18 protein-coding genes and 2 pseudogenes are annotated in these 21,538 nt (G+C 69.8%); 11 read left to right on the forward strand and 9 right to left on the reverse strand.

Features of this window, described 5'->3' with window-relative positions; genetic code table 11:
* The first annotated feature begins 906 nt into the window (after positions 1–906).
* Together ACSU6L_RS38350 and ACSU6L_RS38355 are read left to right on the forward strand one after the other, a co-directional pair.
* The gene (locus ACSU6L_RS38350; RefSeq protein ID WP_437064295.1) at positions 907–2,889 is read left to right on the forward strand and encodes an amino acid transporter; all 1,983 of its coding nucleotides are present in this window, start codon (positions 907–909) and stop codon (positions 2,887–2,889) included.
* 165 nt (positions 2,890–3,054) lie between these two features.
* Positions 3,055–3,354 (forward strand): annotated as a pseudogene (locus ACSU6L_RS38355) (MmyB family transcriptional regulator); the annotation flags it as partial.
* 341 nt (positions 3,355–3,695) lie between these two features.
* Here the strand turns inward: ACSU6L_RS38355 and ACSU6L_RS38360 are convergent.
* On the reverse strand, positions 3,696–4,880 hold the full coding sequence (locus ACSU6L_RS38360) for a PP2C family protein-serine/threonine phosphatase (RefSeq protein WP_437065200.1): 1,185 nt from the start codon (positions 4,878–4,880) through the stop codon (positions 3,696–3,698).
* 1,288 nt (positions 4,881–6,168) lie between these two features.
* Here ACSU6L_RS38360 and ACSU6L_RS38365 point away from each other — a divergent pair.
* A complete protein-coding gene (locus tag ACSU6L_RS38365; RefSeq protein ID WP_437065202.1) occupies positions 6,169–6,654 on the forward strand; it encodes an SPW repeat protein in 486 nt (161 codons plus the stop codon).
* A gap of 357 nt (positions 6,655–7,011) precedes the next feature.
* Here ACSU6L_RS38365 and ACSU6L_RS38370 read toward each other — a convergent pair whose 3' ends face one another.
* The 4 genes from ACSU6L_RS38370 to ACSU6L_RS38385 form a co-directional block, all read right to left on the reverse strand.
* Positions 7,012–7,368, reverse strand: a complete 357-nt coding sequence (locus ACSU6L_RS38370) for a hypothetical protein (protein ID WP_437064296.1) — start codon at positions 7,366–7,368, stop codon at positions 7,012–7,014.
* The gene (locus ACSU6L_RS38375) at positions 7,365–8,090 is read right to left on the reverse strand and encodes a YqjF family protein (RefSeq protein ID WP_437064297.1); all 726 of its coding nucleotides are present in this window, start codon (positions 8,088–8,090) and stop codon (positions 7,365–7,367) included. Before ACSU6L_RS38375 ends, ACSU6L_RS38370 begins: the two co-directional genes overlap by 4 nt.
* 145 nt (positions 8,091–8,235) lie before the next feature.
* Positions 8,236–8,847 (reverse strand): hemerythrin domain-containing protein, encoded by a 612-nt coding sequence (locus ACSU6L_RS38380; RefSeq protein WP_437064298.1) that lies wholly within the window; start codon positions 8,845–8,847, stop codon positions 8,236–8,238.
* 469 nt (positions 8,848–9,316) lie between these two features.
* Entirely contained in the window at positions 9,317–9,487 is a 171-nt protein-coding gene (locus ACSU6L_RS38385; RefSeq protein WP_437064299.1) for a hypothetical protein, read from the reverse strand.
* Positions 9,488–9,901: 414 nt separating this feature from the next.
* Between ACSU6L_RS38385 and ACSU6L_RS38390 the strand changes: the two genes are divergently transcribed.
* From ACSU6L_RS38390 to ACSU6L_RS38400, 3 genes are all read left to right on the forward strand, one after another.
* A complete protein-coding gene (locus ACSU6L_RS38390) occupies positions 9,902–10,453 on the forward strand; it encodes a hypothetical protein (RefSeq protein WP_437064300.1) in 552 nt (183 codons plus the stop codon).
* Between the two features lie 230 nt (positions 10,454–10,683).
* On the forward strand, positions 10,684–10,977 hold the full coding sequence (locus ACSU6L_RS38395) for a hypothetical protein (RefSeq protein ID WP_437064301.1): 294 nt from the start codon (positions 10,684–10,686) through the stop codon (positions 10,975–10,977).
* Positions 10,978–11,231: 254 nt separating this feature from the next.
* Positions 11,232–11,390: a hypothetical protein gene (locus tag ACSU6L_RS38400; protein ID WP_437064302.1), complete on the forward strand. Its 159-nt coding sequence runs from the start codon at positions 11,232–11,234 to the stop codon at positions 11,388–11,390.
* A gap of 563 nt (positions 11,391–11,953) precedes the next feature.
* Here the strand turns inward: ACSU6L_RS38400 and ACSU6L_RS38405 are convergent.
* A pseudogene (locus ACSU6L_RS38405) lies at positions 11,954–12,226 on the reverse strand (Rieske (2Fe-2S) protein); the annotation flags it as partial.
* A 149-nt stretch (positions 12,227–12,375) separates the two neighbouring features.
* Between ACSU6L_RS38405 and ACSU6L_RS38410 the strand changes: the two are divergent.
* The 3 genes from ACSU6L_RS38410 (at position 12,376) to ACSU6L_RS38420 (ending at position 14,789) form a co-directional block, all read left to right on the forward strand.
* Positions 12,376–12,444 (forward strand): DUF1360 domain-containing protein, encoded by a 69-nt coding sequence (locus ACSU6L_RS38410; RefSeq protein ID WP_437065203.1) that lies wholly within the window; start codon positions 12,376–12,378, stop codon positions 12,442–12,444.
* 810 nt (positions 12,445–13,254) lie between these two features.
* Positions 13,255–13,752 (forward strand): DUF7822 domain-containing protein, encoded by a 498-nt coding sequence (locus tag ACSU6L_RS38415; protein WP_437065204.1) that lies wholly within the window; start codon positions 13,255–13,257, stop codon positions 13,750–13,752.
* A gap of 551 nt (positions 13,753–14,303) precedes the next feature.
* Positions 14,304–14,789, forward strand: a complete 486-nt coding sequence (locus tag ACSU6L_RS38420) for a hypothetical protein (protein ID WP_437064303.1) — start codon at positions 14,304–14,306, stop codon at positions 14,787–14,789.
* Between the two features lie 849 nt (positions 14,790–15,638).
* Here ACSU6L_RS38420 and ACSU6L_RS38425 read toward each other — a convergent pair.
* The 3 genes from ACSU6L_RS38425 to ACSU6L_RS38435 all read right to left on the reverse strand — a co-directional run bounded on the left by ACSU6L_RS38425 (position 15,639) and on the right by ACSU6L_RS38435 (position 18,936).
* On the reverse strand, positions 15,639–15,842 hold the full coding sequence (locus tag ACSU6L_RS38425) for a cold-shock protein (protein WP_437064304.1): 204 nt from the start codon (positions 15,840–15,842) through the stop codon (positions 15,639–15,641).
* Positions 15,843–16,579: 737 nt separating this feature from the next.
* A complete protein-coding gene (locus ACSU6L_RS38430) occupies positions 16,580–17,602 on the reverse strand; it encodes a hypothetical protein (protein ID WP_437064305.1) in 1,023 nt (340 codons plus the stop codon).
* 320 nt (positions 17,603–17,922) lie between these two features.
* Positions 17,923–18,936, reverse strand: a complete 1,014-nt coding sequence (locus ACSU6L_RS38435; protein ID WP_437064306.1) for a LacI family DNA-binding transcriptional regulator — start codon at positions 18,934–18,936, stop codon at positions 17,923–17,925.
* Between the two features lie 210 nt (positions 18,937–19,146).
* Between ACSU6L_RS38435 and ACSU6L_RS38440 the strand changes: the two genes are divergently transcribed.
* Together ACSU6L_RS38440 and ACSU6L_RS38445 are read left to right on the forward strand one after the other, a co-directional pair.
* Positions 19,147–20,112, forward strand: a complete 966-nt coding sequence (locus ACSU6L_RS38440; RefSeq protein ID WP_437064307.1) for a glycoside hydrolase family 6 protein — start codon at positions 19,147–19,149, stop codon at positions 20,110–20,112.
* 88 nt (positions 20,113–20,200) lie between these two features.
* Positions 20,201–21,475, forward strand: coding sequence for a glycoside hydrolase family 6 protein (locus ACSU6L_RS38445; protein WP_437064308.1), 1,275 nt, complete (start codon positions 20,201–20,203; stop codon positions 21,473–21,475).
* Positions 21,476–21,538: the final 63 nt, after the last annotated feature.

Raw genomic sequence — 21,538 nt, forward strand, 5'->3', positions numbered from 1 at the left:
AGGAGGCGATGTGCGCCACCTACCAGTCGCGCCGCCCGGGCTGGCGGTCCTGTTCTCGGTTCCGACGGTGGTGCTCGCGTCAGCGGGCATGAGGTAGCCGCAGCGAAAAAGGCGTCCGCTGGGGCGGCAGGCCTCTACCAACAGCGGCCTGACACCCAACCTGGTGGCCGAACCGTCGTTCGCTTGGTCGCCGGACGGGTTCTGCCGGCAAGCTCGAAGGTGTAGGTCGTACGGCCCTCGGTGCGAAGGCGTTCGTCCTTCGGGCCCTTCGTCGTCGCCGGAGTCAGGTCCTCACGGTGTTCGTGGTGCTTGAGCTCTGCGTCCTGCATGTCGTGATGTAGGCGCGGATTCAACGCACCGGTGTGAGACGCCGCAGGTGCCCGTCCAGCCGTGGGCTCGGGCGCGTGTCGTCGGGGTGGCGGTGGTCGTGACCTGGGTGCTGCCGTGGCGTCCGTGGTAGGTGCCGACCCGAAGCTCGTTCGTCCGTTCGTCGGAATCCGTGCGCCGCGAGCCCGGCATGATCGGCGAGACGCCCCCTAGGGTCCGGCGCGGGTCGTCTGGATCTCGACCGAGTGGCCCGTACCCTTCACCAGGCGACCCGCGGGGTCCGCGACGGCCACGACCGGCCGCCCTTCTTCGACCGGATGCGGGTCTCGCTGCTGTGGGACACCTGCTTGCACGCCAGCGCCTGACGACCGCGCTGCCGATCCTGCGCTGCCACCGTCCACTGACGGCCAGTCAACTGCGCCGCGTGCGGCAGATGTCGCTCCCGGCGGCCTCCGCGGTTCAGCGGAACCTCACTACTCGGGCGAAGCGCGGGCAGGCGCATACTTGGTGACCATCGCGCTGCCGCGAGGCGGTCACTGCTGTCTGTTGTGGTGTCCGAGCGAGGAGGGCGTACGGGATATGAGTGAGACAGGTCGGCCGATGGTGCCGGAGGCGGTGGACAGTCCGGCTCTGCGGGCGCAGCCGACGGGTCGGGCGGCTCGGTGGCTGCTGCGTCATCGGGTCCAGCCGACGGGTCCCGCGGCCGGGGAGAGTCAGGCCGAGCAGCACCCCTGGTGGAAGGTGATGTGCCTGACCGGGGTCGACTACTTCTCCAGCCTCGCCTACGTTCCGGCGATCGCCGCCCTGGCTGCCGGGAGCGTATCGCCTCTGGCGACGCTGCTGATCGTGGCGCTGACGCTGCTGGGGATGCTGCCGATGTACCGGAAGGTGACCAAGGAGAGCTCGAACGGCGCCGGATCGGTCGCCATGTTGGAAGACCTGCTGCCGTTCTGGTGGGGCAAGCTGTTCGTGCTGGTCCTGCTCGGTTTCGTGGCCACCTCCTGGATCATCACCATCACTCTCTCCACGGCGGACGCCTCGGTGCACGTGATGGAGAACCCCTTCTTCCCCACCGCACTGCACGGCCACGAGGTCGCCCTGACCGTGGTGCTGCTGCTGGTGCTCGGTGGGGTCTTCCTGCTCGGGTTCGGTGAAGCGGTCAGTGTCGCCATTCCGCTGGTCGCAGTCTTCCTGGCACTCAACGCGGTCGTCATCGCCGTCGGCCTGGTGCACGTGTTCACGACCGACGGCGCGCTGTCGGTTTGGACCGACGCCCTCGTCGACGGCGCCGGCGGCTTCAGTGACCTGGCTGGTCCGGCGCTTCTCGCCTTCCCTCTGCTGGTGCTGGGCCTGTCGGGCTTCGAGACCGGTGTGAGCATGATGCCGCTCGTGGCGGCCGACGGCACCAACGCCGAGCAGCGGCTGCGCTCCAGGATCCGCAACACCCGCCGTCTGCTGACCACCGCCGCCCTCATCATGAGCGTCTACCTGCTGTCCGCCAGCTTCGTGACCACGGTCCTCATCCCGGCCGACGAGTTCGAGCCCGGTGGCGCGGCCAACGGCCGGGCCCTGGCCTGGCTGGCCCACGAACACGTCGGCGAGGCCTTCGGCACCGTCTACGACATCAGCACCATCCTCATCCTCTGGTTCGCCGGTGCCTCCGCCATGGCCGGGTTGATCAACATCGTTCCGCGCTACCTGCCCGACTACGGCATGGCTCCCGAATGGGGACGCGCGGTGCGCCCGGTCGTCTTCGTCTACACCGCGCTGTGTGTGGTGATCACCATCGCGTTCGAAGCAGATGTCGACGCCCAAGCCGGCGCCTACGCCACGGGGATCCTGGCGATGATGGTCTCCGGCGCCTTCGCCGTCACCGTCTCCGTCGCACGCGGCCGCCGGTGGGTGGCCACCGTCGGCTTCACGCTGCTCACCGCGGTGCTGCTCTACGCCCTGATCGCCAACATCGTCGACAAGCCCGACGGCATCGCCATCTCCGGCTTCTTCATCCTGGGCATCATCCTCGTGTCGCTGATCTCCCGTGTCTCACGTACCACTGAACTGCGGGCCGACCGCGTCGTCTTCGACGAGAGCACCCGTCGCTTCATCCGCGACACCCTCGCCCACGACGACGCCATCAACATCATCGCCAACCGCCGCCAGACCGGTGATCTCGCCGAGTACAGCGCCAAGGAACGCGAGCAGCGCGGAACCAATCCGGTTCCGGGCCCGGCCGACGTCCTCTTCCTGGAGATCGACGTGGTCGACCCTTCCGACTTCAGTGAAACCCTCACCGTCCAAGGCGTCGAAGTGGACGGCTACCGCATCCTGCGCGCCGAGGCGCCGGCCGCTCCCAACGCCATCGCCGCCATCCTTCTGGCCCTGCGCGACGCCACCGGCGTGCGGCCGCACTGCTACTTCGCCTGGGCCGAGGGCAGTCCGCTGATGCACATGTTCCGCTACTTCCTCCTCGGGCGCGGCGACACCGCCCCCGTCACCCGCGAGATCATACGCAGCAACGAACCCGACCCCGACTGGCGCCCCGGCATCCACGTTGGCGGCTGACGACCCGTCACCTCGCCTCGAACCGCCCAGCCAGTACCTGACGATCAAGAATGGAGAGGGTGGTGCTGCGGCCGATGTACTCCCCAGGCGGCCCTCCGGGGCGTAGCGGCCGAGCAGCACCGTGCGGGGCGGGGTGAGGGAGCCGGTGCTCGCGCCGACCACACCCTCGACAAGGAACTGTCGAACCTCATCGGCGAGCTGTGCACCCGCAGCGACATCTTCCGCGCCATGTGGGGCTCCCACGACGTCCACGTCTTCCGCGAGGGCACCAAACGCCTGCGCCACCCGGTCGTCGGCGACCTGGAACTCGACCACGAAAGCATGCAGCTCGACGACAACGGACTCAGCGTGGTCGTCTATGGCGCACCCGCGAACAGCGCCTCCGAAGACGCCCTCGAACTCCTCGCGAGCTGGTCCGCCACCGCCGGCCAGGAGCAGGACACCGATATCCCGTCCACGAACTGAACCGCGCGCTTGCCCCTCCGCTTTGGTGAGCCTCGGATGCCAGGAGTGGACGGTCCTCGCCGGCAGCTGCCTCTGGCCCGTACGCTGACCCCGCGGTGCGGGCACGGCCCCATCGCCACCCGCACCGCACCCCCAAGGAGCCAGCCGGTGCCATACGGCGCCGCGCTCCCGGGCTGCCGGACCGGCACGCCTTGCTTGGGCCCACCGGTCTGGCAGCCCGACCAGTCCACCGACCGGCCCGCAGCGCACGTGCGCCCGGCAGCACGAGGGCCCTGACCGCTCGGGGATGATCAGGACCTCGTGCGGTGCTCACGTGAACCCCCTGCCTGGGCTGGTGTGACTCATGGGGTCAGCTCGTCCTGGTGGCCGCCGCGCCACTCGGTGAGCAGGACGGTGGCGTCGTCGGCGAGGCGCCCGTCGTTGTGTTCCATGACGGCCGCCATGAGCCGGCGCAGGGTTTCGTGCAGGGTGTGCCGGCCCGCGTGGTGGCGGCGGATGAAGCCGACGAACCGGTCCCGCCCGAACTCGTCACCGCGGGCGTCACGGGCCTCGATGATCCCGTCGGTGTAGAACAGCAGGCGGTCACCGGGTTGTAGCTGCTCGGTGCGCTCGGTCACCGGCAGCCCCAGGTCAGCCCCCATGGGTCCGGCCGGCGGGCAGGCCAGCTCGGTTGTCCAGCGGTTGTCGCGGATGAGGATGGGCAGGGGATGGCCGCGGTTGATCCAGGTCAGCCGTCCGCTTGCCATGTCGAGGTCGGCCAGGATGCCGGTGACGTAGCGGCTGGCGTTGAACTGCTTGAGCAGTGCCTGTTCCACTTGCTCGCTGGTCTCTGCCAGGGACGCGCCCTGGCGGCGGGCATTGCGGCAGGCGGCTACGGCGACGTTCGCCGTGATACCGGCGGTCATGTCGTGGCCCATGGCGTCAAAGACGCTCAGATGCAGCGTGGTGCCGGCGACGGCGTAGTCGAAGGCGTCGCCGCCCATCTGGTAGGCCGGCTCCATCGCCGCGCCCACCGTGACCCCGCGTCCGGCATAGGCGGGAGGCGGGGTGAGGTTCCACTGCATCTCGGCAGCGACGTTCATCGCCTCGGTGCGCACCAGCCGGGCGTAGGAGTCGCTGAAGGAACGCTTGCTGAGCAGCAGCAGTGCCGTCATCGACGCCAGATCGCGCAAGATGTCACGGGTCGGCGCGTCGTCGGTGACGCTGTCGGCCCGCACCACGCCCAGACGCTCCACACCATCGGTGACGGCCACCCACCACCGCCGCCGCCCGCCCGGCACACCGCCCGACGCCGGCTCGGCGAGCAGATCCACACGCTGGTACGCCTGGCCGGCCACACTGCCCTGGACGGTGAACTCCTGTCCTCCGCCCGCGGCGTCGCCTCCTTTGCCGGTCAGCCGACGCAGCACCGTCTCACGGATGTCGACGACGAAGACGGCCACGTCGTACAGCCCGGCTTCGGCAGCGTGCTCGGCGACCAGGTCCGGAAGCTGCTCCAGCGTGACCGTATGGCTGGCCTGGACCATCCGTACCAGTGCCAGAGCGGCCGCGGCCCGGTCAACCACAGCAGGCCCCCTCACTTTGCCGGCAGGATCCGATCGAAGCGATGGCAATGTGCACTCGGCTACGACGTCGCATTGCCGACTCCTTCCCGGTCCTCGTGCGAGCAGTGATCATTTACCGGGACGGCGCTGACCGTCACTGCTCGATCGGCCTCGTCAGAGCCGAAGGGCGGGTCATCAGTATGGCCCGGACCGCTTTCTCCCAGGCTGGGACAGATGGCGCCCGGCCACTGCTGCCCCTTCCAGCGTGCCCTACGCGAGTTGTCCGGGCAGCGCACCGGACCGAACTGTTCACTCGCCTGCGGCTCGCCCGTCTGATGCGCACCCGTGCCACACAGCCGTCCGGCGCCGCGCCGGGTGACGAGGGACAGGGCGAGGGAGGGTGGGTGTGAGAGCCGCAGGACATGGGCGGTGAACGCCGGCCCTCCTGGTGTCTCTGACGAATGCGGGCTGAGGCCGATCCGCCATCACTCCGTGCTCGAGCGATGACCGCTTGTGTCCATCGCCGCAGCTTCTGCGCCACCGCGGCCGCCAGGTACGTGAGGGCGCTCCGCCCCTTGGCCCCGTAGCGCGACGCCGAACTGGGCCGGATCAAGGGCGTGCCGAACCGGTTCCCGGGCCGGGTCTTCGCGTCCGACCGGTTCGGACTGCTCGGGATCCGGCCCATCGCAGGCTCGGGATGGGCCGGGCAGAAGCCTCGCGGTCGAACCTGGGAGTACGAGCCACTCTGGGGCAACCCCAGCACCTGGCTGATCAGGTTAGGCGGCAAGGATGTCATTGGTGTCCTCGTCGGTGAGCGTGAAGCAGACGACGCCTGGTCAAGCAGCCGGGCGGGCCGGGCGCCCGCCTCAGCGGTTTGAGAGGCTCGGCGACGCGTCAATCACCAGATGGTGGCAACGCGGGCAGTGATGATCACAACAATGCAGGAAGACCGGCGCCATGCGGTCGGTCTGATCATCGCCGCAGCTGTGCTCGCCGGCAGCAAGCGGTCACGCAACAGCCGGCAGCTGCGTGAAGCGGGCCGAGGAATCCGAGATCAACGGCTGCGATGCGGCGGCCGGACGGCTCGATGATGCTGCCACCGCCCGCCACCTGCCGCGAAGCGCACCCCGAAGGCGGTGAGGAACAAAGGGATCTCAGGCCAGGCCGCGCCAAGAAATGGCGGGGTGGCGATCTCTCTTCGCGCTGGTTTGCCTTCGCTCGCTGGGTACCCGAAGGGGGAAATGCACCCTTCCGATCCAAGGTGACCGAAATGACCACTTCTCACGGGCCGTCCCTGGAGACCCACCCCGACATCATCGACATGCGCCAACGGCATGAAATCGCGGAACGCGCCACGAGCACCCCGCAAGGCCAGGCCGTCGGCATGCTGGCCTTCCTCACCGGTATCTACCTGGCAGCGTCCCCGTGGATCACCGGGTTCAACGGCCTGTCCACCCTCGCCGTCAACAACCTCCTCGTGGGCCTCGCCTACGCCCTGCTGATGAGCGGTGGCTTCGGCCGAGCCTACGAACGCACTCACAGCATGGCCTGGGGAGCCTGCCTCCTCGGCGCATGGACGATCATCGCGCCCTGGGTGGTGGCAGGCAACGTCAGCACCACGAAGACCATCACCAACAACGTCATCACCGGCGCCATCGCACTCCTGCTCGCACTGGCTGCCAGCGCCGCGGCCCGAGCTGCCGAATCAGCCAAGATGCGACGCGAAACGGCGACGCCGTACACATCGGGCCGCTGACCTCTGATCCCTGGACAACGCCGCCACGGGATAGTGAGTCGCTGAGCCGATGGCCTCGCATGAAGGCGTGGCGGTGACGCCTTCTGAATGCCTGGGCGATAGGCACAAGCCCGGCACCTCGGCCAGCCGCCCTTCAACTCAATCCCGTCCGAGTCGCACGGGTGCCGGGGCCAATACGGCGAGACGGCATCCGATCGCCGCGAGCCTGGCCAGAGCTGGCCGCTGCTGTCTACCGGCGGCGGCCGCACAATGTGCAGGCAAGGCCACAATCGCGGCGGCGTCGTCGAGTCGACCGTCGGCTCCTTGTTGGGCGCTACAGGAAAGGCACTCGGTTCGCCCGGGGCTGGGATCGAATCCTTACTGAGCCGCCGGTCGACCGCAGCGAGGCCATGCCGTCAGCCATCCGGCCTGCATGGCCGCGTCCAGCAGATACGTCGGGCGGATCCGGCTCCGGGGCACCCAAAGGTCGATCGCGAGCAGGGTCACCGCCGTCCCCACGTCGGTACGGCGGGCTTGGCGGACGGCATCAGTCGTGGCCGGGCTGAGCAGCATGCTGCACCCGGCCATGGTGAGGAGCGCGGCGGTCGTGTGCTGCAGCCACTCCTCGGACTTGCGGCCGAAGACCCACTGGAAGCTGCGCAGGTGCAGCCAGGGCCAGCCCCGCCGACCAGGTTGATCAGCCCTTCTGATCGGGGCCAGCCACACAGGGCTCATCCCTGCCTCCTTGGCTGCGGCCGCACCGGCCGTGACAGACCGAGGCGCACCTTGTGTACCCCGTCGGAGAAGTGCACCAGCGGCTCCTCGGTGGGCGTCGGCAGCCCGGCCGCACGGGTCATGCTCTCGGCGAGGTCGTCGAGATGCGCTGCGCGCAGCGGCCAGGGCTCGTGCTCCACGGGCGTCTCCCACAATGTCCCCGCGCTGTGCGTGAACGCCCGCCACCGAGACGCCAGCCACACATCGCGGTGCGTAGGGCGGATCGGCGGGCCGGGACGTACGGTCAGGCGGTAGGCCGACGCACCGCGCCACCTTGATCCGGCGTACGTCACGCTTTCACCGCTGCGCGCCAGCCTCAGCCGTCCGAGGTGGTACGGCGCCCCGATGGCGCGAGCCGCCAGCATCACCGGGCAGGCTACGTCGATCGACAAGAACCACAGCCCTTCCCGGCCGTCCGGTCCACGCACGTAGGTGCGCAGATTGGTCTCCGGGAAGGCGGCCAGTGCCACAGGGGAGCCGGAGGGCCGCATGTCGGCCATGACGAACGGTGTCAGCCCCACCCAGGCATGACCGTCATGGGTGTCCACCGTCAGGCCATCGGGCAGCAGGCGTTGGATGAGGTCCGGAGCGTACGCCCAGTGCAGAAAGGTCTGCGTCAGCCAGCCCGCCCGCAGCGCCGGCATGCGCACACGATGCTCTGGCCCGTACGTCACCACGCCCATCGACTCCCTTGCATGACCATGTGCAGACCACGGCGAGTGCCTTGCGGCTGACTGGGTCGTCCGCCCCTGTCACGTGAAAGATCGCCGCCATGGAGGCGGACCCCTGCGGACCCGCCGTGTGCCCGGTTGCTGACGACCATCTGTGTCACCGGCTGGAACGCCCGCCGCGCCATGGGGAGGTGGTCGTGAACGCATCGCGTATCCGGTCGTAGAGGCTCAGCGGTACCCCGAGCATCGCGTTGACCGGTGGCCGCCGGGGGACGACGGGGTGGGGATGAGTGGGCGCGGTTCGCCGTACCGCCTCCCATGCGGTGCCCAGGTGCTGCAGCCGCGCCGCATCCGTGGCTTCCTGCAGCCGCGGCAGCAGAAGGTCCTCCTCGTCCCTGATGTCCTGCTGGATCAAGGCGAAGGCTCGCTCCACCTTCTGCTCGCGTTGCGGATCGCCGGGAGTAAGGCGTTCGATGTCGGACACGAGATCGTTGATCTGCTGGTGTTCCTCCTCGACCCGGGCGGTGAGCTCGTCCCCGTCCGGTACAAATCGCCGGACAGCCGGCCAGAGCACGGTTTCCTCAGCGAAAGCGTGGCTGAACACCAGTTGAACGACCTCTTTCAGCGCTTGCTGGCGTTCTCGGCCGATACCGGTGCGGTAGCAGCCCATGAGGCGGTCGATCTCCGCGTGATCACGGCGCTGGCGCGCCAGTACGCTGCCTTGGCCGCCCAGCTGCTGAAGTGTCTGGTCCTTGATGCTCGTCGGCATGGTCGCTCCTCGACCGAATAGATCACAGGCGTGTGCTGAGCGCGTCGCGGGCTCGTTCCAGCAAGGAGGTGAAGGGGCCCAGCGTCCACTGCAGCACGGGCGAACCGGCAGCGGTCGGGTACGGGTGCGTGCTCCGTGGTGCAGCCGGCTTCCAGCGCCGGGAACTCCACCGCGTCCTCGCGTCCGGCGCGGGCGGGCACATCCTGTCGGAACTGCGCGAACCGCACGCCGAACTCCTCACTGGAGAGGTCCATCCTCTCCAGCTCGGCGGGCACCGTATTCGCCTCCTGTTCCTCCGCATCACGGGCATGAGCCTCTTCCCCGCCCGCGGTGCCCTTCGCGGCAGAGCGCACTATCTGCCCGTCCCGTTGCGCGGATCGCGCGCATGCCAAGCGGCGACGCGGGTGGGCCGAGCGACGGACAGGGGACAGGAAATCCGAGGCGCGGGCGCCGGCTGCTTCCCCACACGTCAGTCGGGGCCCTCCTCGGACTCTGCTCGTTCCTCCAGGGCCTCGTCGGTGGCCTCCCCGGACGTGTCGGGCTCGGGGCGTCCCTCCTCCTCCGGGTGGACGTCCCGCTCGTCCGTCTCCCGCTCCAAAGGCGACGCGGGCTCGCGCTCTTCTTCTCCGGAACTGCTCATGGCTGCCTCCCTCAGGGCGCCGCTGAGACCTACCGAGTTCCCCGGACCATGGCGTAAAACGAGGCTCGGCGAGGCTGAGCTGAAGCCCGAACGTTGGTCTTCCAGTGGGAGAACCGTCCGTCCGACATGCCCTGCGGATCCACACACCGGATGATGCCTGCGGTGTCGTGGGAGGCGGTGCCTGGTCCCTGGTCTCGGGTACTCGTGGCGGCAGTGGCCGGGTGGCGAGTCGGACGACGCTCGTCCTCACGCTGACTTCGTTGGGCGGTCACGCCCGCGACGCGAGAGAGTCGGCATCGCACGGCGGGTGGGGCGCACGGCAGGTGGGGGAGTGCTCTGCGCGGCCACTTCGGGAAGGGAAGTCCCGGAATGGACGGAGTGGTGGTGGATCCGACGGTACGCCGAAAGCGGCCCTTGACCAGGGTCACCACGGCTGCCACGGCCGGACACGTCTTCTTCGAGCTGGCCGCAGGGGTGGGAATGCCTCTGGCGTCCGTGCTCGGACCGTTCACCGCGGCGACCGCGTGGGCCGCCGGTGCGTGGACGGCCTGGCGCGCGGCGGCCACCCGCCCGGCGCGCGGTGATCCGGTGTTCGCCGTGCTCGACAGCGTCAGTCTTGCGGCGGTGATCGCCCACCTGGCGGGCTGGCCGAGAAGGCGCACGCGGCTGGGGGTCCCGTGGCTCACGGACTGCGAGGGACTCGGCCCGCGTCTCATGCCGTACTACAACCCGATCTTGTATGTCTCCGGTGCCGCCGCCGCGGCGGCCGTGCTGCTGGAGAACGGCTCTGCTCCACGGCGCCTGCCGCTGCTGTCCCTGCCCCTCGTTCCTCTCCTCGTCGTAGCCCAGCGCGCGGAACACCGCCGGCTGAAGACGATCGCGGCAGCACATCCCGCTTGGTGGAACCGCCGTCTCGCGGCAACAGCACGGTCTGGAACCGAACGGTGCGCCCGGCTCCCTGACTGATCGAGGCCACGAGGTGGCGGCTCACGGCCGACCAGACTCCTCACACACCCGAAGCACTGCGCGGGGGCTCTCCGTCCAGGCATCCTCGGACACCCGACACACATGGCGTCGGGGTTCGGGTACTCGCCGCGCACCCGTGCTCACCGTCCTCCGTGGTGCGCGCTCACCCGCACGAGTTCCGCTTCCTGAGCATGTGACCGCACCTGAGCGCCGCTGAGAAATCGCTGACGGTGGCCGCCGCGGGGCCGGCCGCCGGGGCCGTCGTCGCCGTACGGCGCGCGAAGGCACGCCCGTCCAACACAGCCGCCGGGGACCGCTGGCTGACGGTGACGAACTGCGCGTCCGCGCGCCTCGCCGACGCCGACCCGCGTCAGGATCTGCGCCGTGCCCTGCGCGAGGCCAAGGCGCTGCTGGAGGCGGGTGAAGTGCTTCAGCCCGACACACCGCCGACCACGCACGACACCCCGGGCGGCAAGCTGATGGGTCTGCTCAGCCGCCGCGCCGGTGGGGAGGGAGTGCTGTGAAGGCCCTGTGCCGGTAAGGCGTCAACAAGCTGTCCGTCGAGCAGGTGCCCGATCCTGGCCTGCGCAACGACCAGGACGTGATCGTACGGCTGATCGCGGGCACCACCGCGGCTCGGAGCTCCGTCTCATCGGCGGCTACATCCCGTTCATTCTGGGTGTGTCGCCGGCGCCGTCGACGAGTTCCCCCTCGGCGCTGTGATCAACAAGGGCCTGACCGTGCGGGGCGCCCAGCAGCACGGTCAGCGTTACACCCGATGCTGCTGGACCGGCTGGCGGCCGGAGAGCTGAGCACGGCCCACCTGGCGACTCACACCGTGTCCCAGGACGAGGCGCCGCGGGCATACGACATGTTCAAGGAGAAGACGGACGGCTGCGTGCGCGCAGTGATCCGGCCGGGCGACCGACCGCTGTGACACACCCCAGGCGCCCCCGGCTCCGGTTCGCTGTCTGCGCAGGTGAGGACCCGGCCGACCATGAGTGCTACGCCACGCCGCCGCCCCGGAAGCGGCGCAGCCGCCTCCTGCGGCTGCTGGACAGCCTCGAGAGTGAGCCCAGAGCCGACGCGGTGATCGACGCGGTCCGCAAGAGGGTGCGGGCCCTGCCGCACGGTGACGGGCGGGACCTCCCCCACGGCAGGTGGCTGTGGCACCCGGTGCGTCCATTGATGGTGCAGGTACCGGTCGGAGGCTGGCTGTCGGCGGCGGTGCTGGACATGTGCCCCGGCCGCTCCCGCGAGGCGGGCCTGCTGGTCGGCGTCGGCCTGGCCTCCGCCGCTCCCGCGGCCCTGGCAGGCTGGGTCGACACTGGCTGGGTCGACTGGGCGGAGCTGCACCGCCGGCAGCAGCGTGTCGGCTTGGTGCACGCCCTCGCGAAACTCGGCGGCCGTCGGCCTGTACGCCGCCTCGCACACCTCCCGCATCAAGGGACGCGGCGCAGCAGGCCGGGCCTACGGCTTCCTGGGGGACGGCGCACGTCGTCACGCAGGGCTGGCGCCGGATCGGGGCCGTGGCGGACTTCCCGGCCGACCGGCCGGTTCGGCGCAGCGTGGACGACGTCCCGGTCCTGGTCGTCCGGGAAACCGGAGGCTCTCGACGTGGCCGTCGGTGATCCGGGTGTCGAAGGCCGGCTGGGGTGCGGTGGCCGGGCCGCGGACGTTCCAGCCGTCCGAGAGCCGGAAGACGCTGCCGTGCCAGGGGCACTGGACGCATCCGTCGCTGACCGTGCCCTCGGAGAGCGGCCCGGCGAGGTACTGGGACGGGCAGACGCCGCACGAGGCCGACGAGGGATAGCGGCGCACGGAAACGGGAGCACACGGACACGGCAGCTGACGGCCGCTGACCAAGGCAAGGGCTGCACGAGGAGGCACAGAGCGAGGACGCCAGGCACACCGTCGGAGAGCTGGCCACCTGCCCCTTCTGCAGAAGCGTCTGGGTGGCCTCCACCCTGACCGCCGGCCGGCTTCTGTAGTCGCGTGCGCCACGCACCGCCATGGGCGCGCTCGCCGCTCCGGCCGGGGCGGACACGCTGCAACTGGCATACAACGCGCCCATCGAGAAGGCATCCGGCGAGTGATCCGGCAGCGGTCCGCGGTGGACGGCCGGTGCCGACGTTGGCCTTTCATGCCGCCCACAAGAGACAGACCGCTGCAGCGATCTCGGTGGTCCTGGACGCGGGTGGCTGGAAGGATCCCGGCCGACGGCACGACAACGCGGCGGCGCTCGCAGCAGATCCGCGGCGACTGGACCACGCGGCGCCGGCCCCCCGACCGTGCCGATCGCACGCCGGCAGGCGGTCCGGCCGACCATCCGTGTCATGCCCGACGCGCCGGGCGAGGCCGACCCTCAACGCGCGCCGGACCGCGACCGTCGCCATGGCGGCTGCGCTGACCTGCCTGCCGCTCCTGGTGCACCTGCTGTCCCAAACCGCCACCTACGTCACGGACAGTGGCGCGCCTACGAGGCTACTCATCGCGAACCTGCTGCTGGGCCTGGCTGAGACAACCGCGCTCGGCATCGGTGTGGGACTCCTGCTGCGCCGCAGATCGGTAGGCCGTCGTACGACAGCGGTGGCGGGCGTCTCAACATCGTCGCCCTGAACGGCCTGCTGCACGAATGTCCTGGGATTCACGTCCCGCATCGTGTTGGGCCTCCTGGCCGGTCGACGCTCTCCGCGCGTTCTGACCGCGCGGGAGCCGTCCGACGGCGACCGGCATTGTCGGTCCCCGGTGCTAGCGTCGCCACCATGGCAAACCGTTCATATCTTTACTCCGCGGACTCGATGCCTAACGAGGCAGAGATCCCCGAGCGGATCCGATGCATATCCGAGCACAACTGGGACATCCCGCTCGCGCACAAGCTCATGGTAGGGCGCGGAACGACGATCGTCCCGTCCATGATCTGGAACCCCCCGATCGGCATCGCCGCGGACTACGCCGCCGGGACGGCCCTGCTCCGCGATCTCCTCCGCGCGGTCGGCAAAGGCCTGGAGAGCGACGCCGAGTTCGCCGAATGCGTTGCCAGGACCATGGCCCACCTCGAGAAGCAGCAGGCGAAGTACTTCGTCCTCGAGACCGGGGAGATCGTCTCCATGACGGGCGACGATCCGGCAGCGAGCGTGCGGCGTCTGGCGTCCGAGGACATCCCCGACGCCGTCGCCAAGGCGGAGGCGGCGATCGCCGGTCATGACGACGACTGGCTGGCCTCCGTCCGAGCTGACTGGCAGAGGCACTTCGCGTCCTTCTACAGCGAGGCGCTCTACTTCTCCTTCCCCAACTGACGCACGCTGACGCCGCGGACCCAGTGGCCCTGCGGGAGGGTCGTAGTGCTCATGCTGCCCCGCCTCCATGCGGCGGTTCCCGAGCGCCCGTCGCGGCGACCGTTGATGGACGGCGCCGCGGTGTGCGCAGGCGAGGCGACAGCGGCGCGGCAACGGATGGCCGTAGGAAGGGGAACTGACATGGCAGACATCGTGCAGATCCGGGCGAAGATCGAGACCGTCGATGTGGAGGATGGCGGAATCGAGCAGCTTCGTCCATCTCGACATCGCGGACCGTGAGTTCAACCTGGACCCGGACGGCGATGACTTCGAGGCCGACGCCAACCAGATTCTCGTGCCCGGTAGGCAGGAGGAGTCCAGCGGCAGCGTCGACTTCACCGTGGCACCCGTGCTCAACCCGGACGAGAACGACCCCCGCAAGCCGCGGCTGGACACCGAGGACTTCGACCTCTACCCCGTCCACCTGCGGGTGGTCGACGCTGGCACCGCCCCAACTGGTGCCTGGAGCGGGCCCGCGTCACCAAACTGGACGCGTGACACGGGGGGGCGGCGTGGAAGATCTGGCAGCGGTGGCGATCGGGGTTCTGGCCGCCACCGTGACCGGCACCGCCACGCATTTTGGACAGGAGGGTGCTGCCGCGGTCCTGCGGATGGTCCGCGAGCGGCTGGGCAGTACGAGACGTGGGCAGACCGCGCTCGCGGAACTGGAGACGGCACCGGACGATCAGCGGGCCCGGGGCGAGGCCATGACGGTACTGCGCAGGGAGGTCCGGGAGGACCCAGATCTCCAGCGCACCTTGGCGATGCACCTGGACACTGCGATGTCGCAGACGACGGGCAGCGTGACCTTCCACGGGAGCAGGGTTCGAGGCAGCCAGATCGCGCTCGGGTCGATCACCATCAACAAGCCCGCTTCGACTGGCGCCACGGTGGGGCTCGTCGCCGTTCCTGACGGCCCGCGCCGGCCACTCGGGAGGATCGGCGTGCGCGACACTTCAGCGCAGACACGTCGCAGCGTGGCGAACCCTCACGGATAAGCCAACAGAGTCGTTGACGGCGACGGCGACGGCGGTACACGGGATCGGATCACCGATTCCCACCGGCATGGCGGTGCGGGGTGCGCACACGCCCTCGTGGAGCACGGTCACGAGAACCGCGCCGCAGGCCTGGTCCACGACACTGCGCAGGCCGTCTGGCTTCTCAGGGCTGGGGCCGGCGCTGTCTCGGCCGCGTGCTGGTCGGCGGTGGTTGCTGGTTGCACCTGCCGGACCCGCTTGCGTCTCAGCAGCGGTGTCTCGTCTCGTTCGTCCCGTCTGGTCCGCGCTCTACTCGCGGGCACGGTGGCTTCGGACGCTGGCGGTATGGGGGTCTTCGACGAGGGGTTGGCTCTGCGTGAGCAGCGGCTTGGCGAGTCGGACGAGGCGTATTGGGTAGGCGGACCGGTCCCGACGCGGCTGCCCCGAGAACGCGCTCAGCCGGGTGACCGGCAAGGTGCCGATCTGGCGGGTGGCTTCGTTCACCTTCAGTGACAGCGTTGGCCGGCCAGTTCGAGCAGCGGTCAGCGATCTCTGGGGCGATGAAATGGAGTTCTGTCGGCGTTTCGCGTCAGTGATCTGCTCGTGGTCGTGGCCCGAAGGCCGAGTTCCGGGGTCCGGGGTCCGGGGGCCAGCAGGGCGGGGATCACTGCGTACGCTGACGTGTGTGTCCCACCCGCCGGCGGACGCGCGTCAGGGGGCCCGGCTGGTGCCGGACCCCCTGTCTTTCGTGGCGGGTACAGGATCTGAGAGCTGCGTCCTGTGGGTCATGGGCCCGGCGAGCACCCGGTTGATGCAGCCCGCGTCGGTGGTGCCGCTCTGCACGGGGCTCGGTCAGGGCAACGGGGAACGTCAGCCGCGGACGATGTTCTCGGCCTGGGGGCCCTTCTGGCCCTGGGTGACGTCGAATGTGACCGGCTCGCCCTCGACCAGCTCGCGGTACCCGCTGCCGGAGATGTTCGAGTAGTGGGCGAAGACATCCGGTCCACCGCCGTCCTGGGCGATGAAGCCGAAGCCCTTCTCGGAGTTGAACCACTTCACGGTGCCGCTGGCCATACTGCGTCCTTCGTTCTTGCCGGGGGTGCCGGCCGGGGGAGTGCCAGGCGTCTTCCCCCTGTAGGAAGACGCCTGGCGTCCGTTCTACCCCGACCAGGGCTCCGTCATACGATCATCCGTCACGGAGTCGGACGCGGGTCTGGTCCGGTAGGGGTGCGGCCCCGGGCAGGATGAGCAGATGGGGATGCGCCGCTGGGGGAGTGGTGTCTGGACGGCGGGCGGGTGCGGGTGCCCGGTACGGCCCGGTACGGGTGAAGTTCCGGGCGCGGGCCGTCAGGGACGTCGTGCGCTCCTCGGCGATGCCGGCGGTCCGCATGCGGCCACGCTGATGAAGGGGCGTCGACGCCGATCGGTGCGCGACGAGTACACCGAGGCCCTGGCCGGGCTCGTCGCGGCGGCCGGACCGCCTGAACGGGTGAGCCCGGATAACGCCCTGCGCCGCCTTGGCGCCGCCATGCGGCGGCCCGCGTCCCGCCGGTGCTTCGGTCGTTGTGCCGGATGCCCCCCGCCCGGACGATCGTGTTTCTGGCCTCGGTGGGGGATTGCGTGCATCTCGTCCTCGCCGCTGTCTACGGCGGGTGCGAACGAGGCGGTGTGCGTGCGGTGCGGCTGCGTGCCGGACGCCACGGCCGGGCGTGGGGACGTTGGCCGCTTGGGCTGTGACGGCGAGGAGGCCGACGGCACAGGAGGGACGCCCGCGCGTCCGCAGGCGCAGGGCGGAGGGGGCCGCCGGTCAGTCAGTCCGCCGGCGCGGGGTCCACCGCGTAGACGTAGCGGAAGGATTCGTACTCACCGCAGGTCCAGAGGACGTTCTCGGTTCTGTCGTAACTGAGATCCTCGGGGCCGACGGACAGGGTGCTGCGGCGCGTCGGTCGGGTGGCGCCTGGGGTCCAGGAGTACAGGGCGCCGCGGGCATTGCCCGCACTGACCGAGAGGTAGTACGTGTCGTCGACGCTCACCGCGCCCTGAATGCTCCGCTGGCCCACGGTGCTGTTGCCGCGGCGGCGGGTGATCTCCCTGACGTCGGTGGCGACCAGTCGGTCGGGTGTGTTGCCCAGTTCCGTCAGGGGCAGCCGCAGTACCTTGGGGCGGACGCGCTCGGTGGAGGTGTACTCGCTGGCCAGCAGGGTATGGGTGGAGCCGGTGCGGTCGACGGAGACAGCCGAGTAGCGGAAGCGCCGTCCGTTGTTGTCGAAGGCCGCGATCTGCGGCAGCACGTACTTGTAGTCGTAGCCGTAGTAGTCGCCCGCATCGCCGTTGCCGCCGTCGATGAGGCCGACAACGTCCGGGCGGTCGTCGCGCACCCGCAGGATGCGGGTGAGGTCGAAGACGCGCAGGCCCGCGTAGGTGTCGGCGACGTAGAGGGTGTTGCCGTACCAGGCGATACCGCCCGCATGCCGCTTGATCGGGGCGAAGGTGGGTAAGCCGCCGTCGGTGCGGTACGGCTCCACCATCAGGACGTGTCGGTACTTGGGGCGCGCGGCGTGCCAGTCCACAAGGGACAGGCGCATCCCCTGGTTGACGCGGCCTCCGAGGTCGTACCAGCTCACCATGACGGTGGTGACCGGCGTGCCGAAGGAGTCGTACGTGGTGCTCACGCCCTGCGGGCGCCAGCCGCGGACCAGTTGATCACCGGGCACTTGCCAGTGGAAGCCGAAGGCGTACTGCTCGGCGATGTTCCGGCCCTCGGCGGTCTCGATCCTGCCGCCGTAGCGGTTCGCGTCAGCCAGAACGGCGTCGACGGGGACCGTGCCCAGCACAGCGGCGAGTGCGTCGACCGTGGCCTTGTAGGGTGCCCGGTTGCCGTGGACGTCGGCGGTGAGCCGCTTGTCGAGGCGGTAGTCCTCAGGGGCGGCGAAGGCCGGAGCCGGTGTTTGGGAGCGATTGAGTTCGGGATCTTGGCCTGGCTGGGGCTGGTGTGTGATCAGCAGGTGGCCTGGCGGGCGAGTACCAGTGCCGCATCGGGCGACGTTTGCCCTGTCCTGACGTGTCGCCTGGTTGCTGTGCCGGGCGGCACCGGACGCCCAGAGTGATCACGAGTCCCGTGATTCGGCAGGACTTCGCTCAGCGGTGACGGTCGTCAGGCGCTGGAGCGGACGACCAGGCGGGTCGGGAGGATCAGCGGGGTGGGGTCCTGCCCGTTGACGAGCGCGACGAGCATGCGCGCCATCTCCCGCCCGAAAGCCGCTATGGGCTGCTGGACGGTGGTGAGCGGCGGATCGGCGAACCGGGCGGCGGTCAGGTCGTCGAAGCCGACCACGGCGACGTCGGCGGGGACCCGTCGACCGGCCTCCCGCAACGTGCGCAGCGCTCCCGCCGCCATGTTGTCGTTGGCGCCGAACACCCCGTCCACGTCGGGGTGGTTCGCCAGCAGTGCGGCCATGGCGGCGGCTCCGCTGGGCTCGGTGAAGTCCCCCTCCTGCGGCGGGAAGGGATCGAGACCGGCGCCCAGCATGGCGTCGCGGTAGCCGCGGTACCGGGCGCGCCCGGCTTCGGTGTCCAGACGCCCGCAGATCGCGGCCACGCGCCTCCGGCCGCGCGAGATCAGGTGCTCGGTCGCCTCGCGCGCTCCGCCGACGTTGTCGACGTCCACATACCAGCGAGGAGCCGAACCGATCGGGCGCCCGCCGAACACGACGGGCATCTGCGCCTCGTCGGCCACACGGGTCAATGGATCGTCCTCGCGCAGCGCCATCAGCATGACGCCGTCGGCGCCCCTGGACAGAAGGAGCTCCTCGACCCGCTTGCGGCCCCGGTCGGAAGCGGCCAGGCACAGCATCAGATGCAGGTCAGCCTCCTCAAGGGCGGCCGAAGCCCCCACGATCACCTGGGCGAAGAACGGGTCGGCGAAGATCGACGGATCCTCTCCCGAGACGACCAGGGCGGCCGCTCCCGTCTGACGGGTGGCCAGTGCGCGGGCGGTCGGATTGGGTACGTAACCGAGTTGCCGGACGGCCCGTTCGACCGCCTCACGCTTGGCGCGGCTGACGTGTGGAGCATTGTTGAGGGCGCGGGAGGCCACGGAGCGGGAGACGCCGGCGCGTTCGGCCACCTGGTCGAGCGTCGGCTGCCGACGCGGCGCATCTTCTGCCATGAATCGTGAGTCCTTCACAGGTGGGGGCCCTCAGGGGCTGGTCACTGGGAGCGCTTCCAGAAGCCAAGGCTACAGAGCCCACTTCCGCACGTGAAGTCGGATCACGCACCAACCATTGACAGTTCAACCGGTCAGCCACACGATTGGGACCGCTTTCAGTGGGAGCGCTCCCAACGACTCACATCACCGTCAGGAAACCGAGGTACTGTCATGCGCCTCCGACTCCGCGCACTGGTGGCAGCGCTCTGTGCTCTGCCGCTGGCGTTCACCGTCGCACCGTCCGCCCACGCGGCCGACCCGACCACCATGACCAGCGGGTTCTACGTGGATCCCGACTCCAGCGCCAAGCGGTGGGTCGCCGCCAACCCCGGCGACGGCCGAGCGACCGCGATCAACTCCGCGATCGCCAACACCCCGATGGCACGCTGGTTCGGCTCCTGGAGCGGCACCATCGGCACCGCCACGGGTGCCTACGCCGGGGCGGCGGACCAGCGGGACAAGCTGCCCGTCCTCGTCGCCTACAACATCTACAACCGCGACTACTGCGGCGGACACTCCGCGGGCGGAGCCGCCTCGCCGTCCGCCTACGCCAACTGGATCTCCCAGTTCGCCGGCGGGATCGCCAACCGCCCGGCCGTCGTCATCCTCGAACCGGATTCCCTCGGAGACTACGGCTGCATGACCCAGTCGCAGATCGACGAACGTGAGGCAATGCTCACCGGCGCCATCGCCCAGTTCAACCGCCAGGCCCCCAACACCTGGGTATACATGGACGCCGGCAACCCGGGCTGGGCCGACGCGGCGACCATGGCCCGGCGCCTCCACGAAGCCGGCCTCCGCCAGGCTCACGGCTTCTCACTCAACGTCTCGAACTACTTCACCACCGCCGAGAACACCGCCTACGGCAACGCCGTCAACAGCGAACTCAGCGCCCGCTACGGCTACACCAAGCCCTTCGTCGTGGACACCAGCCGCAACGGCAACGGCTCCAACGGACAGTGGTGCAACCCCGCGGGCCGCCGCATCGGCACGCCCACCCGGACGGGCGGAGGAGCCGAGATGCTGCTGTGGATCAAAACGCCGGGCGAGTCCGACGGCGACTGCGGCGTCGGAGCCGGCTCCACGGCCGGACAGTTCCTCCCCGAGGTCGCCTACAAGATGATCTACGGATACTGATCCAGACTCCCGCCGCCTGACCAGGCGATCGGCAGTCCGCCGGGGCGGCGGGCGCTCCCTCAACCAGCCCATCGACCAGGAAGCAGCCATGAACCCACGCAGCCCACGGCGCCGCGCGGCCGCCGTCGTCGCGGCCCTCACCGCCTGCGCCGCTCTCATCGCGACGCAGGCACAGGCCACACCCACGCAAGACGTGATCACACCGGCTACGAAGTTCTACGTGGACCCGCATGGCAAGGCCGCGAAGCAGGCTCTGGTGGACTTCGGGAACGGCGACATCGAGAACGCCACGAACATGGCCAAGCTCGCGAGCTGGCCGCAGGCCGAGTGGTTCACCGAGGGCACGCCCGACGAGGTGCGCTCCAAGGTGAGCAGGCTCGTCCACCGGGCCCGGGCCGTCAACCGGACGCCCATCCTGGTCGCCTACAACGTCCCGGGCCGGGACTGCACGCAGTACTCCAGCGGCGGAGCCTCATCCTCCGCGGCCTACCGGCAGTGGATCGACGCCTTCGCCGCCGGCCTCGGCGACAGCAAGGCGGTGGTCGTCGTCGAACCCGACGGCACAGCCCTCCTCCCCGAGGACTGCGGGCCCACCGTGGACCCGACCGGCGAACTCACGGCCACCCGCCTCGCCGACCTCGAATACGCCGTCAGGACCCTGAAGGCCAAGCCCCGCACCGCGGTCTACCTGGACGCCGGGAACGTTCAGTGGCGCCCCGTCGGCAACATGGCGCAGCGGCTGCTGGACGCCGGGGTCCGGTACAGCGACGGCTTCGCCCTGAACGTGTCCAACACCCACCCCACCGACCACAACGCCAGGTACGGCACCTGGATGGCGAAGTGCATCTGGTTCGCCACCGAGGGACCCGAAGAGGCGCGCGGCCACACCGACCGGTGTGCCGGCCAGTACTACTCGTCCGCCGCCCCCAACGACGGCACCCCCGGCAACGCCGTCTCCTCCACCGACCCCACCACCTGGCGATGGACCGACGCCTGGTTCGACCAGAACGTGGGCACCCCACCGGCCGACGAACTGCAGCACTTCGTGATCGACACCAGCCGCAACGGTCGCGGTGCCTGGGCCCCCGAGCCGGGCAAGTACAGCGGGGATCCGGAAGCCTGGTGCAACGCGCCCGGCCGCGGTCTCGGTCCACGCCCCACCGCCGACACCGCCGTACCCCTCGTCGATGCCTACCTGTGGATCAAGATCCCCGGTGAGTCCGACGGCAGCTGCACGCGCAACACCGGCGGGACGGTCGACCCCGAGTACGGCATCGTCGACCCGCCCGCCGGCACCTGGTGGCCCGACCAGGCGCACACCCTGGCCCGCAACGCGGCACCGCGCCTGACGTTCAACCGCTGAACCCTGCCGGTCAGCCGCTGCGCGTCCCAAGGCCACGCGCCCGCCGGTGGACTCGACGCAGGT

This window comes from Streptomyces sp. enrichment culture, from assembly GCF_964272855.1.
Lineage (GTDB): Bacteria > Actinomycetota > Actinomycetes > Streptomycetales > Streptomycetaceae > Streptomyces.

Coding starts and splice junctions, on each gene's coding strand:
- ACSU6L_RS38350 (WP_437064295.1), top strand. CDS start 907: ATGAGTGAGACAGGTCGGCCGATGGTGCCGGAGGCGGTGGACAGTCCG.
- ACSU6L_RS38360 (WP_437065200.1), bottom strand. CDS start 4,880: ATGGTCCAGGCCAGCCATACGGTCACGCTGGAGCAGCTTCCGGACCTG.
- ACSU6L_RS38365 (WP_437065202.1), top strand. CDS start 6,169: ATGACCACTTCTCACGGGCCGTCCCTGGAGACCCACCCCGACATCATC.
- ACSU6L_RS38370 (WP_437064296.1), bottom strand. CDS start 7,368: ATGAGCCCTGTGTGGCTGGCCCCGATCAGAAGGGCTGATCAACCTGGT.
- ACSU6L_RS38375 (WP_437064297.1), bottom strand. CDS start 8,090: ATGGGCGTGGTGACGTACGGGCCAGAGCATCGTGTGCGCATGCCGGCG.
- ACSU6L_RS38380 (WP_437064298.1), bottom strand. CDS start 8,847: ATGCCGACGAGCATCAAGGACCAGACACTTCAGCAGCTGGGCGGCCAA.
- ACSU6L_RS38385 (WP_437064299.1), bottom strand. CDS start 9,487: ATGAGCAGTTCCGGAGAAGAAGAGCGCGAGCCCGCGTCGCCTTTGGAG.
- ACSU6L_RS38400 (WP_437064302.1), top strand. CDS start 11,232: ATGCTGCTGGACCGGCTGGCGGCCGGAGAGCTGAGCACGGCCCACCTG.
- ACSU6L_RS38415 (WP_437065204.1), top strand. CDS start 13,255: ATGCCTAACGAGGCAGAGATCCCCGAGCGGATCCGATGCATATCCGAG.
- ACSU6L_RS38425 (WP_437064304.1), bottom strand. CDS start 15,842: ATGGCCAGCGGCACCGTGAAGTGGTTCAACTCCGAGAAGGGCTTCGGC.
- ACSU6L_RS38435 (WP_437064306.1), bottom strand. CDS start 18,936: ATGGCAGAAGATGCGCCGCGTCGGCAGCCGACGCTCGACCAGGTGGCC.
- ACSU6L_RS38440 (WP_437064307.1), top strand. CDS start 19,147: ATGCGCCTCCGACTCCGCGCACTGGTGGCAGCGCTCTGTGCTCTGCCG.
- ACSU6L_RS38445 (WP_437064308.1), top strand. CDS start 20,201: ATGAACCCACGCAGCCCACGGCGCCGCGCGGCCGCCGTCGTCGCGGCC.